Source organism: Streptomyces sp. BA2 (genome assembly GCF_009769735.1).
Lineage (GTDB): Bacteria > Actinomycetota > Actinomycetes > Streptomycetales > Streptomycetaceae > Streptomyces.
Map to the genome: position 1 here is coordinate 8,987,782 of NZ_WSRO01000002.1, position 15,388 is coordinate 9,003,169.

The 15,388-nt window shown below is 68.8% G+C and carries 19 protein-coding genes; 10 read left to right on the forward strand and 9 right to left on the reverse strand.

Translation table 11 applies throughout. The annotated features are described in order from the left end of the window. Positions 1-40 precede the first annotated feature (40 nt). Complete coding sequence (locus tag E5671_RS43045; RefSeq protein ID WP_160509629.1) at positions 41-913, forward strand: LLM class flavin-dependent oxidoreductase; 873 nt, start codon at positions 41-43, stop codon at positions 911-913. 119 nt (positions 914-1,032) lie between these two features. Beyond that, positions 1,033-1,506 carry an NUDIX hydrolase gene (locus E5671_RS43050; RefSeq protein WP_160509630.1) on the forward strand — a complete coding sequence of 158 codons (474 nt, stop codon included), beginning with the start codon at positions 1,033-1,035 and terminating at the stop codon, positions 1,504-1,506. Between the two features lie 54 nt (positions 1,507-1,560). Here E5671_RS43050 and E5671_RS43055 read toward each other — a convergent pair whose 3' ends face one another. The 3 genes from E5671_RS43055 to E5671_RS43065 form a co-directional block, all read right to left on the reverse strand. Beyond that, on the reverse strand, positions 1,561-2,448 hold the full coding sequence (locus E5671_RS43055; protein WP_160509631.1) for a sigma-70 family RNA polymerase sigma factor: 888 nt from the start codon (positions 2,446-2,448) through the stop codon (positions 1,561-1,563). Between the two features lie 235 nt (positions 2,449-2,683). Next, positions 2,684-3,349: a hypothetical protein gene (locus E5671_RS43060; protein ID WP_160509632.1), complete on the reverse strand. Its 666-nt coding sequence runs from the start codon at positions 3,347-3,349 to the stop codon at positions 2,684-2,686. 348 nt (positions 3,350-3,697) lie between these two features. Beyond that, a complete protein-coding gene (locus E5671_RS43065; RefSeq protein ID WP_160509633.1) occupies positions 3,698-4,882 on the reverse strand; it encodes a MalY/PatB family protein in 1,185 nt (394 codons plus the stop codon). Between the two features lie 265 nt (positions 4,883-5,147). On the opposite strand from E5671_RS43065, the gene E5671_RS43070 reads away from it, so the two are divergent. Next, positions 5,148-5,696, forward strand: coding sequence for an MSMEG_1061 family FMN-dependent PPOX-type flavoprotein (locus E5671_RS43070; RefSeq protein WP_237330955.1), 549 nt, complete (start codon positions 5,148-5,150; stop codon positions 5,694-5,696). Positions 5,697-5,704: 8 nt separating this feature from the next. Here the strand turns inward: E5671_RS43070 and E5671_RS43075 are convergent, their stop codons facing one another. After that, complete coding sequence (locus E5671_RS43075) at positions 5,705-6,130, reverse strand: peptidase inhibitor family I36 protein (protein ID WP_237330371.1); 426 nt, start codon at positions 6,128-6,130, stop codon at positions 5,705-5,707. 269 nt (positions 6,131-6,399) lie between these two features. Here E5671_RS43075 and E5671_RS43080 point away from each other — a divergent pair, with 269 nt between their 5' ends. Next, on the forward strand, positions 6,400-6,570 hold the full coding sequence (locus E5671_RS43080; protein ID WP_160509636.1) for a hydrophobic protein: 171 nt from the start codon (positions 6,400-6,402) through the stop codon (positions 6,568-6,570). Positions 6,571-6,687: 117 nt separating this feature from the next. On the opposite strand, the gene E5671_RS43085 is transcribed toward E5671_RS43080, so the two are convergent. Continuing rightward, a complete protein-coding gene (locus E5671_RS43085) occupies positions 6,688-7,431 on the reverse strand; it encodes a class I SAM-dependent methyltransferase (protein WP_160510796.1) in 744 nt (247 codons plus the stop codon). Between the two features lie 261 nt (positions 7,432-7,692). Between E5671_RS43085 and E5671_RS43090 the strand changes: the two genes are divergently transcribed. Together E5671_RS43090 and E5671_RS43095 are read left to right on the forward strand one after the other, a co-directional pair. Next, positions 7,693-7,917: a hypothetical protein gene (locus tag E5671_RS43090; protein WP_160509637.1), complete on the forward strand. Its 225-nt coding sequence runs from the start codon at positions 7,693-7,695 to the stop codon at positions 7,915-7,917. Positions 7,918-8,079: 162 nt separating this feature from the next. After that, on the forward strand, positions 8,080-8,430 hold the full coding sequence (locus E5671_RS43095; protein ID WP_160509638.1) for an SH3 domain-containing protein: 351 nt from the start codon (positions 8,080-8,082) through the stop codon (positions 8,428-8,430). A 219-nt stretch (positions 8,431-8,649) separates the two neighbouring features. Here the strand turns inward: E5671_RS43095 and E5671_RS45645 are convergent, their stop codons facing one another. Next, a complete protein-coding gene (locus E5671_RS45645) occupies positions 8,650-8,946 on the reverse strand; it encodes a hypothetical protein (protein ID WP_202121482.1) in 297 nt (98 codons plus the stop codon). Between the two features lie 44 nt (positions 8,947-8,990). Between E5671_RS45645 and E5671_RS43105 the strand changes: the two genes are divergently transcribed. The 4 genes from E5671_RS43105 (at position 8,991) to E5671_RS43120 (ending at position 13,728) form a co-directional block, all read left to right on the forward strand. Next, on the forward strand, positions 8,991-10,202 hold the full coding sequence (locus E5671_RS43105; protein ID WP_160509639.1) for a cupin domain-containing protein: 1,212 nt from the start codon (positions 8,991-8,993) through the stop codon (positions 10,200-10,202). A 10-nt stretch (positions 10,203-10,212) separates the two neighbouring features. Then, positions 10,213-11,109 carry a sucrase ferredoxin gene (locus E5671_RS43110; RefSeq protein WP_160509640.1) on the forward strand — a complete coding sequence of 299 codons (897 nt, stop codon included), beginning with the start codon at positions 10,213-10,215 and terminating at the stop codon, positions 11,107-11,109. A gap of 171 nt (positions 11,110-11,280) precedes the next feature. Further along, positions 11,281-12,966, forward strand: coding sequence for a ribonuclease J (locus E5671_RS43115; RefSeq protein ID WP_160509641.1), 1,686 nt, complete (start codon positions 11,281-11,283; stop codon positions 12,964-12,966). Between the two features lie 45 nt (positions 12,967-13,011). Beyond that, positions 13,012-13,728, forward strand: coding sequence for a spermidine synthase (locus E5671_RS43120; RefSeq protein WP_160509642.1), 717 nt, complete (start codon positions 13,012-13,014; stop codon positions 13,726-13,728). Here E5671_RS43120 and E5671_RS43125 read toward each other — a convergent pair. From E5671_RS43125 to E5671_RS43135, 3 genes are all read right to left on the reverse strand, one after another. Beyond that, positions 13,725-14,465, reverse strand: a complete 741-nt coding sequence (locus E5671_RS43125) for a DUF1838 family protein (protein ID WP_160509643.1) — start codon at positions 14,463-14,465, stop codon at positions 13,725-13,727. The genes E5671_RS43120 and E5671_RS43125 overlap by 4 nt on opposite strands. 167 nt (positions 14,466-14,632) lie before the next feature. Then, on the reverse strand, positions 14,633-14,863 hold the full coding sequence (locus E5671_RS43130; protein ID WP_443032814.1) for a chaplin: 231 nt from the start codon (positions 14,861-14,863) through the stop codon (positions 14,633-14,635). A gap of 116 nt (positions 14,864-14,979) precedes the next feature. Then, positions 14,980-15,360, reverse strand: a complete 381-nt coding sequence (locus tag E5671_RS43135; protein WP_237330372.1) for an STAS domain-containing protein — start codon at positions 15,358-15,360, stop codon at positions 14,980-14,982. Between the last annotated feature and the right edge of the window lie 28 nt (positions 15,361-15,388).

Here is a 15,388-nt window from a genome sequence, read left to right on the forward strand (position 1 = left end):
TGCGGTTGCCGACCCCAGTGCGGTGCAGCAGGATGCGGGGATGCGATTCTCGGTCAACATCCCGAACTTTGGTGACTTCGCAGATCCCAGGACCGTGGCGAAGGTGGCCGTCGCGGCGGAACAAGCTGGATGGGACGGGCTGTTCGTCTGGGATCACGTGCTGCACCGCAAGCATGCGGGCAGGCCTTTCGGAGACCCCTGGATGCTGCTGACCGCCGCCGCGCTCGCGACCTCCCGGATCAGGCTGGGCACGCTGGTCACCCCGGTCGCCCGGCGGCGCCCGCAGCAGCTCGCCCGCCAGGTGGCGACCCTGGACGTCCTGAGCGGCGGCCGGGTCACCTTCGGTGCGGGGCTCGGCGGGCCCGTCGAAGACGAGTACGCAAGCTTTGGCGACACCGCTGACCCGAAGGTGCTGGCCGAGCGGCTGGACGAGGGCCTGGACCTGTTGCGGCGCTACTGGTCGGGCGAGCCGGTGAACCACGACGGACGGCACTACCAGGCACGCGACGTGACATTGCTCCCGGCCACGGCGCAACGCCCCCGGCCGCCGATCTGGATCGCCGGCTTCTGGCCGAACCGCCCGCCCATGCGCCGGGCCGCACGCTGGGACGGCGCGGTCCCGCTGTTCACCGACGCCAAACACGGTTACGTGCCGCCGATCGACCAGGTCCACGACTTGGTGGCCTACGTGACAAAGCAGCGCGAGGACCGTCCAGACACCCCCTCTCCCTTCGAGATCGTCCTCGGCGGCGCCTCGCCGGGCGGCGACGCCGCCAAGACCCGTGACCTGATCGGCCCGTTGGCCGACGCGGGAGTCACCTGGTGGGACGAGCGACAGATCCAGACGAGCGAGGGCCTCGACAGGCTCGCACCGGTGCTGCGCCGCGTGGAGCAGGGGCCGCCGGTCTTGTAGTGGCCACTCCTGGCCCGTCCAGTTCGTCCCTCAAGGCAGATCTCGGGGAGCGGGGCGACCAGTTCGGCGAGCGGGCGCGGGCCGTGGACAACCGAGAGCGTCCGAGGGGAGGGGCAGGCATGAGCTTCAGGCTGGCGGCGTACGCCGTGTGCCTTGCGGGCGGACGGGTTCTGCTTGCCCGTCACGTGTCAGCACACGGCGAGTCCAACTGGACTCTTCCGGGCGGCCGGGTCGAGCACGGGGAGGACCCGTTCGACGCGGTGAAGCGCGAGGTCGCTGAGGAGACGGGCTGTGACGCGGTGGTGGAGCGCCTGCTGGGCGTGGACTCACGGATCATCCCCGCAGCCGAGCGCACGATGCCCGGTGGGCCGGAGCACCAGAACGTCGGCATCTTCTACCAGGCCCGTATCGCCGGCGGCCGGCTCCGGCCAGAGCCGAACGGCGAGATCGCCGAGTCGGTCTGGACTCCGCTCCCCGACGTCGCCTGCCTGCGCCGGTCGTCGCTGGTCGACATCGGCCTCGCCCTCGCGCAGACCCGTCCGGCAACCGGCCACGTGGCCGCTGTCCCGGTCGGCGGCCTGATCCAGCACTGAGGCACTTGATGAGGCAGCTGACCGGAGTCTGCGCGACGGGAGGTGGCAGTCAACTCACGCGGGATCCGGCAGGTCCATCAGCGCGAGCTTGGCCGGGTCGATCACGACCGCGATCTCGGTGATCCGGTCGCCGACGACGGTGAACGCGAGGACCGAGAGCGGCGAGCCGTCCTCGCGCCAGGAAATGACCCCCGGGAGGCCGTTGACGAGCACCGCCCGGCCGTGTGTGGCCGCGTCGGCGGACAGTTGCGCGCCGGCGGCGATCTTGGTGGCGCCGAGGGTGACGACCACGCCGGACGGGGTGTCGACGGTCAGCTTCACCTCGGGGTCGAGCACCCGCAGCAACTCCTCGAAGTCGCCGCCGCGAGCCGCCGCCAGGAAGGCCTGGACCACCTCTCGCTGCTCCGGCCCGGCGCCCGTCGGCCGCTCAATCGTCTGCACCTTCCTGCGGGCGCGGCTGGCGAGCATCTTGGTGGCGGCGGTGGACTTGCCGAGGATCTGGCCGATCTCCTCGAACGGCACCGCGAACAGGTCGTGCAGCACGAACGCCAGCCGCTCGCTCGGCCGCAGCGACTCCAGGACGACGAGCAGCGCGAGCCCGACCGAGTCGGCGAGCACCGCGTCCTCCTCGGGAGCGGGGCCGTCGTCGAGCGTCACCACCAGCTCGGGCAGGCTGTCGTCGTAGGACGCCTCCGGGCGGGCCTGGCGGGATCGCAGGACATCGAGGCTGATGCGTCCTGCCACCGTGGTCAGCCAGCCCGCGAGGTTGTGGATGGTCGACGCATCCTGGCGGGAGAGGCGCAACCAGGCCTCCTGGACCACGTCCTCGGCGTCGGCGTGCGATCCGAGCATGCGGTAGGCGACCGAGCGCAGCCGGTCGCGCTGGGCCTCGAACGCCTCGGCCATAGGATCCGCCGGGCTCGCCGGACTGGTGTCGGACATGTTGCTGCCTTCCTCGAATCTGCTCCGTCATGGGTGATGACGGGCCTGAAGGGGCTCAGGTAACTGATGAACCACTTCGAGTACGGAGCCTGGCCGGAAGCAGCCACAGATCTCGTACGGCGAGCAAGGCGTGGACCGTCCGGCCCGGCGAGCACCGTGCAGGCGGGCTGTCCACCGATGGCTGGTGGACAGCGGCCAGGATCCACCGTGAGGCACACACGTGGTGCCAGCCGATTCAGCTGGCGGCGCTCTCCGACTGCGGTGCGGGGGCAGAGTCCGCCGGGGCGGCCGCCGCGGTGTAGAAGACGGAGGAACCCTGCTTGGTGCGGTGCGCTCGGCCCTTGGCGACCAGGCCTTCCACGGTGGTGCGCACGACGGTGGTCTTGATGGTGCGGTCGGGTCGGTCCTGGGCGAGTGCGCTGGTGATCTCAGCGGCGGAACGCGGCTCGCTCTGCTTGCTGAGGTGGTTGTCGATCAGCTCGACCAGCGTGGGCCCCGCCGTCGCCTCGGCGGACTTCTTCGCGGTGGCCTTGGGAGCACCCTTGGCTGACTTGTCCTTGTCCTTGTCCTTGTCCTTGGGCTTGGTGGCTGCAGGCTTCTTCGTTCGGGCCGCACCGGAATTGTTCGCACTTGCCCGAGGGGCGGGTACTGCCTTCTTGCCGGTTGACGCGCGGTTCGAAGCCTTCTTGTCGGCGGCCGCCGCGGTGTTGGAGGAGCCCAACGCCTGCTGCATGCTCAGCAACAGCGCGTGGTCGCTCTCCAGCGTTCGCAACTGCTCCTGGAGCGCAGTCACCTCAGCACCGAGGCGTTCCTGCTCCTTGCGGTTGGTCTCGAGGTCCGCGGCGACGCGGGCGGCGTAGTGGGCCTGAACTCCGGCAGATTCCGGCTGAACGTCTGACATGACAGTGACCTTTTCGTGAGCGCACGTGGTCGTGCGGATAGCGGGTCGTGCTCACGACTGAGCACTCCTGATGGGAGGGCGCACCTGATGCACCCTGAATGGTGGCTGCCCAACCTGCAACAGCAGTAACTCATGTGTGAGCAGTGAAGGCTACGTTCTGGCGCCCGTCGGCGAATGCACGAATGGAAAACTGACCCTCACCTCCACACCATGTCGATCTCGCGTTCGAAATTGACGTGGTCTCGTGAGTGGTGCACCCGGCTGCGACTCAACAACTCGCTGGGAGTGCTGGGGAAAGGCGAGTTGGTGAGTGCGGCAGCCGCCAAGGGGGAGCTTCGTCAACTGCCGTCAGGCGACGGCTGTTCTCATCCGCAGGACCGCCTCGGTGATGACCTCCGGTGAAGCGGCGAGGTTGAGGCGGACGAAGCCCTCGCCGCCGGTTCCGAAGGTGCTTCCGGAGCTCAGAGCGACGCGGCCGCGCTGCAGGAAGACCTCGGCCGGGTCGCCGCTCAGGCCCAGTTCCCGGCAGTCGAGCCAGGCCAAGAAGGTGCCCTGCGCGGGCTTGTAGCCGATGGTGGGCAGGTGCTCGGCCAGCAGAGCGGCCAGGAGCCGGCGGTTGTCGTCGAGGCCGGAGAGCAGCGCGTCGAGCCAGTCACCTCCGTCCCGCAGAGCCGCCGTGTGGGCGATGATGCCGAGATGGCTCGGGCCGTGGCTGACCTCTTCGGGGATGCGGGCGAGGTCTTCGGCGGCCTCGGGCCCCGCGATGGCGAGGGCGGCCTTGAGCCCGGCCAGGTTCCAGGCCTTCGACGCCGAGATCAGCGACAGCCCGTTCTCCGCCCCGGGCACGCTCAGGAAGGGGACGAACGACGCTCCCGATGCCACGATCGGAGCGTGGATCTCGTCGACCACGACACGTACGCCGTGCTCCCGCGCCAGTTGCGCGATCCGCGTCAACTCGGCGGCGGTGTGCACGGTCCCGGTCGGATTGTGCGGGCTGCACAGCAGATACACCGGCCGGGCGGCACCCTCTGCCACACGCCGGAACACATCCGCAAGTACGGCGAAGTCGATCCGCAGGTCCGGCCCGAGCGGCGCCTCGACGACAGGCCGGTCCAGGTTACCGACGAACTGGTAGAAGGGCGGGTACACGGGGGAGTTGACGATGACGGGGTCGCAGGGCGCGGAGACCAGCTTGAGCATCTCGACGATGCCGAGCATCACGTCGGGCACGATCGCCGTGCGCTCGACGGCGACCCCGTCCCAGCCCCACCGCTTGATAGCGAACCCGGCCAGCGCCTCGGCGTAGGCCGTCCCGGCGGGATAGCCGGTGTCGCCGAGCGCAACGGCGTCGGTTATCGCCTCGGCGACCGGATCGGCGAGCGGGACGTCCATCTCGGCCACCCACAGCGGCAGTACGTCGTTCGGATACGTCCGCCACTTCATGCTCGTACGCCGCCGAAGTTGCTCCAGCGAGAGCTGACGCAGGGGATTCGCCCTGTCCGGCACGACGAGATCACGCGACACATTTTCCATACGTCAAAGGTAGGCAGACCCGAGCGGATTCCTGCCTGCTTCGACGTGATCAGCGCAGCGCCCGTGCGAACTCGCGGGCCGCGCACGCGGTCACCGCTCACGAATCAATTGCTCGTGGCCCGGTCAGGGGGGGGGGCACTCTCAGCTGCCGTTCCACACCCCAGTAAGGTGAGCCTAACTACTGACTCGCCAGTCCGTTCGCCCGCTCGCTGACCTCCGAGGAACGCCCGTGCCCGACGCCGCGACACCCCTGTCCGTTCCACCCTTGGACGGCAGCGCCACGGGACCCCACACCTGGCAAGAGCTCCGCTCGGACGCCGAGCTGACCGAGCTGCTCGGCGAGCCGCACCCGATCGTCATCGACAAGGTCCACGACGAACTGACCGATGACGACCTGGGCATCCTGGCCCGCTCCCCACTGTGCGTCGTCTCCACCGCGGATGCGGAAGGAAACTGCGACACGTCCCCAAGAGGCGACGCACCGGGTTTTGTCCACGTCCTCGACGCGCGCACCGTCGCCCTCCCCGACCGCCCCGGCAACCGGCGAGGCGACAGCTTCCGCAACATCCTGGGGAACCCGCACGTGGGCCTGCTCCACCTGGTGCCGGGCAGCTCCGACATCCTGCGCATCAACGGCCGGGCCCGAATTCTGACGGACGCCCCGTTCTTCGACTCGATGACCGTCAAGGGCCAGCGGCCCCGACTGGCGCTCGTAGTCGAGATAGACGAGATATTCCGCCACTGCTCACAGTCACTGCGGCGCGCGGGCCTCTGGCAACCGGAGACATGGCCGCAGGACACACCCCGCCCGTGAGACCGCGCTCAACCGCCCTCGCCGGGCGGAGTGCCGCAGCTCGGACCGCCCGGACCGTCGAATTGCACCGCACTCAAGAAGTCCCGATAGGCAGGGAAGAAGTTCCCCTTGCCCGTCGGGCCGGAGGAGGTCACGACCGTACAGCCGGTGTAGTGCGCATCGGACCAGAGGTAGATGGTCGAGGGCGTCCGGTTCCAGTCCGACTTGGCCCGGTCATCCATGCCCAGCGCGGCGAGATCCGGGGTGCTTGCCCTGAGGGCGATCATGTCGCCGGTTCCGTCGAGCCCCGAGAACATGCAGTAGGAGCCGTCGGGACACCGGTCGTACCCATCGGCTGCGTGTGCCGTGGTGCCCGGCACCCCGGTGGCGGCCGCCGCGGCCACCGCCACGAACAGCACGGCGAGCTTCTTCCTCATTGCGATTGCCCTGCGCATACCGATCCGCCTTCGTCATCAGTGCCCGCCAGTCCGCGACGCGCGGACACCACCACAGCGGTGCGCGCGCCGTTGCCACCTCAGACTCCGTGCCCTCCTCGGTGATCGACTATCCCCCACAGGCGTGACATCGGGGGAGCGACAGATGGACGTGGACCTGAGGCTCCTCCTTACGCGGGCGCGTTACCTTCGATCCGCGAGGGAAACATGCCTTTCATGTGTTTGCGGGGCAGGTCAGAGAGCACTTGGTGGGCTGGAGGTTGATAGCAATGGTTCCCCTGATTCTGGTGCTTCTTCTGGCTCTGCTTCTCTTCGGTGCGGGTTTCGCGCTGAAGGCGCTGTGGTGGATCGCGGTCATCGTGCTGGTGGTGTGGCTGCTCGGCTTCGTGATCCGGCCCGGCGCGAGCGGCGGTCGCAGGAGCCGCTGGTACCGATGGTGACGCGTACCTGAGTACGACGAAGGGGTGGGCCCGGCCTGGGACGGCCGGGTCCACCCCCGACTCTTGCCAGGTGCGCAGGTCAGGCTGCGGCTACTCCTCTGGGTCACACGTCGCGTGTCAGGCGCGGCAACGCAGCATCTCCAGCGGCGGGTTGTCGCGGAAGTCCGCCCAGTGGTCCGCACCGAACTCGCGCACGCCGGCCTCCGAAACCGTCAGCGGCACCCACGCCAGGTCACTGAACCCGGCCGCCGGCAGGCACTTCTCGTAGACGTCGCGGCGCGGCAAGTTGGCGACGAACGAGACCGGTGCCGGGTCGAGCAGCGCCGTGGTCCTCACCCGCGGCCCCGTCTCCACCTCCTCGCCGGTGAGCACGCTGCGGAAGCCGTACTTGTCGGGGCTCGGCCCGTCAAAGCGGAAGTCGGGCGACTGATTGAGCAGAAACAGCTCGCCGCCCGGCTTCATGTTCCGGTGGATGTTGCGGCACATGCGTTCCGTCGTGGCGATGTCCGGGGCGTAGTTGAGCAGCTGGACGGCCAGTGTGATGTCGAAGCGCCCGCCGAGCGGCCGAAGCTCGGCCACGTCGCCGACCTCGTAGCGCACCCCCAGCGGATCGCGCTCCTCCAACTGCTTTGCCACGGCTACCATTTCACTGGAGATGTCGATGCCGAGGACATCGGTGGCGCCGCGCCGCTTGAACTCCCTGCTGTAGAAGCCGGTGCCGGAGGCCAGGTCGAGGACCGACTTTCCGCGTACGTCCCCGACCATCGCCAGGAAGCTGGGCACTACTGCGTACTGTTCCAACGGCAGGGCCTTGAACCCCTCGTAGGCCTCACCGATCTCGTCGTACTGCTGCGCGCTCATGGTGCTGTCCTCCATCGGTTCCCCCTCGGACGCGACCCCCGTTGCCGGGCAGGCCGAGGCTCTTGGCTGGCAGTCTCTACGAGCCCCGGCAGCCCTCCGTATTGGCGGAAGCCACGAAGATCTGGACGCGGTCCCGGCTCAGCGCACAAGCCCACGGCACCTACCTGGCATGCCGCGCCGCACACGGTGGGGCGACGTGTCGTCCTCCCCTCCGCGGGTACTTGCTCCGGCCAAGCACCGAAGGGCCAAGGAGGAGACACCATGAGCGATCGGATACCGGCTTCCCCCGGCGAGGACGGCAGCACACCTGTTCCCAGGGACCCGCCCGACCAGCAGGCGACAGACGAGCCGGACGCCTGGGACCTCGACGTGGACAAGGCGGCCGAGGTCCCCGACACGGACGAGGGAGGCACCGCCAGGCGTGGCGAATCCCGGTCCCTGGAAAGCCACCCGGAGAAGCCGGTGCCGGACGAGCCCTCTGGGTGAGGAGGGGAGGCGGGTGGGGAGCTCCTCACAGCGGCAGCCGCATGTTGGGGAAATGTTGGGGCGATACGTGAGGCTGCCTGCATGGGAGCGAGCTGCGCCCGGTTCCGATCGGCCTCAGCTCCGCCCTGACCTGCACATCCAGAACTGAAAAGAAGGCAACAAGTGATGAAGCACAAGGTCGCCGCCCGACTCGCAAGCGTGGCCGCAGTCAGCGCTGTGGTGGTAGGCGGCACCGTAGCGCTGGCGCCGACCGCATCCGCGGTGGGCTCCAGCGCCTGCACGAAGAACGTCGCCAACTACGACACCCAGACGGACACCACGGTCAAGTTCCGCACGGGCCCCGGGACCGGCTACACGGCCAAGGGCACGGTGGGCGAAGGGCGTTGGGTATACGTCACCTGCACCGCCAAGGGCGGCGCGTGGGCCTTCCTGAAGGTCACCAGCGGCCCGCACAAGGGCGAGACCGGCTGGATCGCCGACAAGTACCTTGCTGTTCCCATGCAGACGAGCTGAGTAAGCAGTGAGGTCTCCGGTGGAGGGTTCCTCGACCAGGAAGAACCTGACACCGGAGACCTCCTGGTCACCACTTCCCGGTGCCGGACGCCCGGTGCCCGCCGACTGGCCTCCCCGTGATGCCTTCAGGTTGCCGACCAGAATTGCGTGAGCGAGCTTGGTGAGAGTGGAGAGGGCTCTGTGGTTGTGCCCAATCCCAGCGTCCCAGCCGTTCGATTCTCAGGAGGCATGATGACCAACCCCGAGCAGGATCCGAACCAGCACGAGGGCCCTGCGGACGGCGGTGCGGCAGGCACGCCCGGCGTCCATGACGGGGGCGCTGACGGTGGAGCTGAGGGGCCCGCTGACGGCGGTGCGGCGGGTACGCCGGGTGTCCATGACGGGGGCGCTGACGGTGGGGCCGAGGGGCCCGCTGACGGCGGTGCGGCGGGTACGCCGGGTGTCCATGACGGGGGCGCTGACGGTGGGGCCGAGGGGCCCGCTGACGGCGGTGCGGCGGGCACGCCCGGCGTCCACGACGGAGGTGCCGACGGGGGAGCCGACCAGTCCGCCAGCGGCTCTTGAGCATCCCCCCGACCGAGCTTCAGGACGCCGACGCCGACGCCACACCAGGCGTCGGCGTTTTGGAGACGCGGCTGACCGGCCTGACCCAGGCGGAGTTCGCCCGCGACGTCTGGGCGCGCACAGCGCTGCTCACGCGACGCGCGAGCGATTTCTCCGATCTGTTCTCCGCCGATGCCGTAGATGAACTGACCTCGCGTCGAGGGCTGCGTACGCCGTTCCTCCGCGTTGCCAAGGACGGCTCCACCCTCCCCGAGTCGTCGTACACCTCTCCCGCCGGTGCCGGCGCCACCATCGGCGACCAGCTGGACGACACCGCTCTGTGGCGCAGGTTCACCGACGGCGCCACGCTGGTCCTGCAAGCCCTGCAGCGCACGTGGGGGCCGGTCGCGGACTTCAGCGCCAGGCTGAGCACAGAGCTGGGGCACCCGGTGCAGGCCAATGCCTACGTCACCCCGCCGCAGAACCGCGGCTTCGACGACCACTACGACGTCCACGACGTCTTCGTTCTTCAGATCGACGGCACCAAGCGCTGGCTCGTGCGCGAGCCCGTACATCCCGACCCACTGCGGGATCAGCCCTGGACCGATCGCCGCCGCGCCGTCGCCGAGGCCGCGAAGGGCGAGGCCTGCATCGACGCCGTTCTCGAGCCCGGTGACGTCCTCTACTTGCCGCGGGGCTGGCTGCACGCCGCCCAGGCGCAGGGCGAGGTCTCGATCCATCTGACGCTGGGGATCCACAGCTGGACGCGCTACGCGCTGGCCGAACAGCTCGCCCAGTCCGCACTCACGGTGCTGCGCGACGACCCCGATATGCGCAGCACCTTGCCTCTCGGTGTGGACGGCCCGGACGGCGAGATCGACATCGTCCGCGAACGTCTCATCGCCGCCATCACCAAGGTCGATTCCGCTCCGCTGTTCCACCGGACCCGGCGAGGCCAGGGACGCCCCGCGCCGCTGGGACCGCTGGCCCAGCTCAAGGCCGTCGACGGCCTCGGCCCCCACTCACGGGTGCGGCTTCGTGGACAGCTGGAAGCGCGTCTTGAGGGCCCGCGCCTGGCCACCCGCGTGGGCTGGCTCGACTTCACGGCCACTGATCTGCCGTCGGTGACCCGCATGCTCGACGGCGAGGTCCGCACCGCCGGCGATCTCGGCGTCGAACTCGTCGGGAGACTGCTGCGCGCGGGCGTACTGGTGCCCGCGGACCGATGACGTGGCCACCGTGACCGCGGCAGAACGCTTCTTCTGCGCCGACGCCGCGCGGACACGCGGCGACTCACTCGCGGGCACAGCGCCGCACGGCTCTGTCTGGGTACTCATCGAGCACCGAGGCGGCTGGCCGCCCAACGGCTTCGACGGCCTCGACCTGGAGCCGCACACCAAAGGACTCGTGTTCTCCGCCGCCCAGGCGGTGCGGGCACGCGTACTTCTGGTCAGGCGGCACGGACGCCGCAGCCCCGAAGGCACCAGGCGCTGGGCCGTGCTGCGCCAGGACAACTCCGGGGCCTACCGCCAGCGATGGGGCACATGGAGCCGTGATCAGGACTTGGTGGAGATCGTCCAGGCTCTCGGTGCCCCCGGAGAGCTCGGTTCTCCGCCCGTCGTCCTCGTCTGCGCCCACGGCCAGCACGACACCTGCTGCGCCGTGCGCGGTCGGCCCGTGGGACGCGCCCTCAGTGAGCGCTGGCCGGAGCTGGTGTGGGAATGCACCCACGTCGGCGGTGACAGGTTCGCGGCCAACGTCGTTGTCGCACCCGACGGCGTCTACTACGGCGGTCTCGACGCCAAGTCGTCGGTCACCACGGTCGAAGAGCACCTGGCCGGCCGGATTCACGCCGAGCACCTGCGCGGATACACGGATCTCTTCCCACCGCAGCAGGCCGCTGTCGCAGCCGTACTCAGACGCTTCGGCCCGGCCGGCCGGCACGACTACGCAGTCGTCGAGACGTCACGCGAAGACAACCGATGGCGCATCCGCATCACCGGTCGCCCGCCTCGTCCCGCGGCTCTGGACGTCGAGGTGCACTCCCACCGCACCCCGCCGTCTCAGCTGACCTGCCGCGGACTGTCCATGAGTTCCGCCGCTGTCTACGAGGTCACCTCGATCGGGGTCGGCTGAACTTGTGGTTCGCTCGTCTGGACCAGAGCGGAAGCGGACTCGATGCCGCCGGACCGGCGCGCCGATCTGGCGACAAATAGCTCCAAGAGCCGTCAGAAGGTGCCGAAGACCCGGGCAGAAGCGCAGGCGCCCTGCGAACCAGCCCCCTCGACACTCCGGTAACGTCACCGTATGAGTCATCCGCACCCTGAGCTGAAACCTGCCCCGCCGCTGCCCAAGGGAGGCCTGCGGGTAGTCGCCCTGGGCGGTCTGGGTGAGATCGGCCGCAACATGACGGTCTTCGAGTACGGCGGGAAGCTGCTCATCGTCGACTGCGGCGTGCTGTTCCCCGAGGAGAACCAGCCCGGCGTCGACGTGATCCTTCCCGACTTCACCTCGATCCGGGACCGGCTGGACGATGTCGTGGCCGTGGTGCTCACACACGGCCATGAAGACCACATCGGCGGCGTGCCCTACCTGCTGCGAGAACGGCGCGACATCCCCGTCGTCGGATCGAAGCTGACGCTGGCCTTCCTGGAGGCCAAACTCAAGGAACACAACATCCGACCGCGAACGGTGCGGGTGCGCGAGGGGGACCGGCGCGGATTCGGGCCCTTCGACTGCGAATTCGTGGCGGTCAACCACTCCATCCCCGATGGGCTCGCTGTCGCCATCCGAACGGGCGCCGGGATGGTGCTCCACACCGGTGACTTCAAGATGGACCAGTTCCCGCTGGACGACCGGATCACCGACCTGCGCGCCTTCGCCCGGCTCGGCGAGGAGGGCGTCGACCTGTTCCTCACCGACTCCACCAACGCCGAGGTGCCGGGCTTCACCACCTCCGAGCGCGAGCTGAACCCCGCGATCGAGCAGGTCCTGCGTACCGCGCCGAGGCGAGTCATCGTCTCCAGCTTCGCCAGCCACGTACACCGCATCCAGCAGGTGCTCGACGCCGCCCACCAGTACGGCCGCAAGGTCGCCTTCGTGGGCCGCTCGATGGTCCGCAACATGGGCATCGCCCGCGACCTGGGCTATCTGAAGGTTCCCTCGGGCCTGGTCGTCAGCATGAAGGAGCTGGAGAAGCTACCCGAGAACCGGATCACCCTGGTGTGCACGGGATCCCAGGGCGAGCCGATGGCCGCGCTGTCGCGGATGGCCAACCGCGACCACGTGATCCGCATCGGCAAGGGAGACACCGTCCTCCTCGCCAGCTCCCTGATCCCCGGCAACGAGACGGCGATCTACCGAGTGATCAACGGCCTGACCCGATGGGGCGCGAACGTCGTCCACAAGGGCAACGCCAAGGTGCATGTCTCGGGCCACGCCAGTGCCGGCGAGCTCATCTACTGCTACAACATCGTCAAGCCCCGCAACGTCATGCCCGTGCACGGCGAGTGGAAGCACCTGAAGGCCAACGCCGACCTGGCCATCCGTACCGGCGTCGATCCCGACCGGGTCGTCATCGCCGAGGACGGCGTCGTCGTCGACCTCGTCGACGGCCGCGCCTCCATCACCGGCAAGGTCCCCGCGGGCTACGTCTACGTGGACGGGATGACCGTAGGCGGCGTCACCGAAGCCTCGTTGAAGGACCGGCTCACTCTGGCCGAGGAGGGCGTCGTCACGGTGGTCGCCATCGTCGACGCCGATACGGGTGCGCTGGCCGAGACCCCCGACTTCCTGGCCCGCGGCTTCGTCCACGACGAGACGACCTTCGAGTCCGTCATCCCGGTGATCGAGAAGACTCTGGCAACCGCTGCCGAGGAAGGCGTCGGGGACGCCCACCAGCTCGAACAGCTCATCGCTCGTTCCGTGGCGAACTGGGCGTACCGCACACACCGCCGCAGGCCCCTGATCATCCCGGTCATCATCGACGCCTGACCACGCGCCGGTCCAGCTGCCCAAGCCGCCCAGAAAGGTGAACGGATGAGCGTGCGCTTCGAGGAGATCGACTGGCGGCCGACACCGATGGGGGACATCAGCCTGCGGCGGCGACGGGATCCGGCATCGGGCGATGACGTGTACGAGGTGAAGCTCGGGGACGAGTTCTTGATGTCGAGCCTCTTCACCGCCGGTGAGATCGCGCTGACCCGGCTCGGCCTCGAGCCCCTGCCGGACATCGAGTTGGATGTCGCCGTGGGCGGACTCGGCCTCGGCTACACCGCACGTGCCGTACTGGACGACCGGCGGGTGCGCTCGCTGACCGTCATCGAGGCACTCGGCGAAGTGATCGAGTGGCATGAGCGCGGATACGTACCGCTGGGCGCCGCCCTGTCGTCGGACCCCCGATGCCGCCTGGTCCAGGGCGACTTCTTCGCAATGGCGATGGCCGGCGAGGGCGGCGGCCTGGACCCCGAGGAGCCGGATCGCCGCTTCCACGCCATCCTCCTCGACGTGGACCACTCACCCCGCCACGTACTGCACCCCAGCCACGCGGCGCTCTACGAGCCCAGTGGCTTGCGTGCACTGGCCCGGCGGCTGCGCCCCGGAGGCATCTTCGCTCTCTGGTCGAACGACCCGCCGGACGCGGAGTTCAACGCCGTACTCGCCGAGGTCTTCCCGAAGTCGGAGAGCCACGTCGTCCATTTCCCCAACCCACTGCAGGACGGAAGCGCCACCAACACCGTGTACGTGACGGGCTAGGGATTGAGCTTGCGGAAGTACGTCCAGCTGGTCTCGTTCGGCTCGCTCCACTTCTCCGGGGCCTGCGCGAACTCCGGGTGGTGGTCGGCGATGTAGGCACGGGTGCGCTCGGGGACCTCGACGTACGAGCCGAGCTTGCGCCCCCGGCAGTGATAGGTGAGGCCGCCGGGCCGCTGGCCGCGAGCCATGAACGGGAGCCACGGGGACATCCGGGTCCACGACATGGTGGCCGGGACGCTGGGCGACGCGCCGGCGAGGTCGGCGCGGTCCGCGAAGAACTGAAAAAGCTCCAGAGCCTTGTACGTATCGCCGGCCGAGTGGAGGGGGTACTGGGCCACCGGCAGCGGCGAGGGGTAGGCGAGTGGGATCTCCAGGCTGAAGCAGACCTGTCCGCCGAGTTCAGTCGTCGGTATGGGGAAGGGGCGCCACTTCTGGTTCGCCGGGTCGTTCCATACGTGCACCACCGGCAGGTCCTGCCAGGTCTCCAGGATCTCGCGCGTCACGGGGTCCAGGTAGAAGGCGGCCTCGCGGGTGAGCAGTTGGTAGGAGTCCGGGCCGCCTTCGGTGTCCTCCACGAGGCGGGAGACGTTGAGCCCTTCGAAGCCGAAGACGCGCTGGTAGGGCTCGTCCGGCGCCCAGGAGTACACGTCTCCGGACCACCAGTACGTCACTTCCTCGCCGTCGAGCGAGGCCCGGGTGCGTGCGAAGGAGCGGAGCAGCTCTGCGGGTGTCGTCATACGGAGTACTCTGCGCCACTGCCGTACGGGCCGGGCGGGCGCCCCCGCGGCTGGGGCCAATGCGGCAGACAACAGACGAGCGAGCGTGCCACCGAAAAGGAGGGTCGGTGGCACGCTCGCTCAGGCCGTGTCGAGCCGGCGGGCCCTCGACGGTGCGATACGGCTGGTCAGGCGTTGACGCAGGTGTTGCCGAAGGCCGGGTTGAGCAGGCCGATGATGTCGACGGTGTTGCCGCACAGGTTGATCGGGATGTGGATCGGGACCTGAGCCTGGTTGCCCGAGAGCACGCCAGGCGAGCCCACTGCGGCACCCTGGGCACCGGCGTCAGCGGATGCGAGACCGGCCGCGCCCATCACGAGACCACCGGTGGCCAGCACGACGCTCATCGTCTTCTTCATGGCAGACATACTTCTTTCTCCTAGGGTTCGATCAGCAAGTAGGCGCCAAGCCAGCCTCAACAGACGTCGCGCGGCCGGAGCACCCCGCTTCTTTGGCGCCTGTGCTGGTCAACGCCCTATCTGAAGTTCGGACACGCTGATTCCCCCAAATGCCGAAGCCCTTCGTCGCGGGTGTCGGCCAGAGTCAGGACGTCGCCGGCGCCGGTGATCTCGAGCAAGCGTCGGACGGATGTCTGGAAGGGGCCGGCCAGGACGAGGGGGCGTTCAGCCTTCTCGTGCTCGGCGCTGGTGTGCAGGATCAGGCCGAGCAGGGTGCTGTCGGCGAAGGTGAGTTCGGCGAGCACGAGCAGAGTGGCGCCGGTGTCACGGAGGGTCCGGGCGCGCTCGAGGGCAGCGGTGACCGCGCCCGCGTCCTGGAGGTCGATCTCGTGGCGCAACGTGACAACGGCGACCCGTTCCATGAGGGAGACATCGATTTTGTTGTCGTCGGGAAACATTCCTCGACCCTGCCATACACGCGCTGGG

Bases quoted from the DNA above. Each gene is read 5' to 3' on its own strand.
- E5671_RS43045 (WP_160509629.1), top strand. From the start codon at position 41: ATGCGATTCTCGGTCAACATCCCGAACTTTGGTGACTTCGCAGATCCC.
- E5671_RS43050 (WP_160509630.1), top strand. From the start codon at position 1,033: ATGAGCTTCAGGCTGGCGGCGTACGCCGTGTGCCTTGCGGGCGGACGG.
- E5671_RS43055 (WP_160509631.1), bottom strand. From the start codon at position 2,448: ATGTCCGACACCAGTCCGGCGAGCCCGGCGGATCCTATGGCCGAGGCG.
- E5671_RS43060 (WP_160509632.1), bottom strand. From the start codon at position 3,349: ATGTCAGACGTTCAGCCGGAATCTGCCGGAGTTCAGGCCCACTACGCC.
- E5671_RS43065 (WP_160509633.1), bottom strand. From the start codon at position 4,882: ATGGAAAATGTGTCGCGTGATCTCGTCGTGCCGGACAGGGCGAATCCC.
- E5671_RS43075 (WP_237330371.1), bottom strand. From the start codon at position 6,130: ATGCGCAGGGCAATCGCAATGAGGAAGAAGCTCGCCGTGCTGTTCGTG.
- E5671_RS43080 (WP_160509636.1), top strand. From the start codon at position 6,400: ATGGTTCCCCTGATTCTGGTGCTTCTTCTGGCTCTGCTTCTCTTCGGT.
- E5671_RS43085 (WP_160510796.1), bottom strand. From the start codon at position 7,431: ATGAGCGCGCAGCAGTACGACGAGATCGGTGAGGCCTACGAGGGGTTC.
- E5671_RS43090 (WP_160509637.1), top strand. From the start codon at position 7,693: ATGAGCGATCGGATACCGGCTTCCCCCGGCGAGGACGGCAGCACACCT.
- E5671_RS43115 (WP_160509641.1), top strand. From the start codon at position 11,281: ATGAGTCATCCGCACCCTGAGCTGAAACCTGCCCCGCCGCTGCCCAAG.
- E5671_RS43120 (WP_160509642.1), top strand. From the start codon at position 13,012: ATGAGCGTGCGCTTCGAGGAGATCGACTGGCGGCCGACACCGATGGGG.
- E5671_RS43125 (WP_160509643.1), bottom strand. From the start codon at position 14,465: ATGACGACACCCGCAGAGCTGCTCCGCTCCTTCGCACGCACCCGGGCC.
- E5671_RS43130 (WP_443032814.1), bottom strand. From the start codon at position 14,863: ATGAAGAAGACGATGAGCGTCGTGCTGGCCACCGGTGGTCTCGTGATG.
- E5671_RS43135 (WP_237330372.1), bottom strand. From the start codon at position 15,360: ATGTTTCCCGACGACAACAAAATCGATGTCTCCCTCATGGAACGGGTC.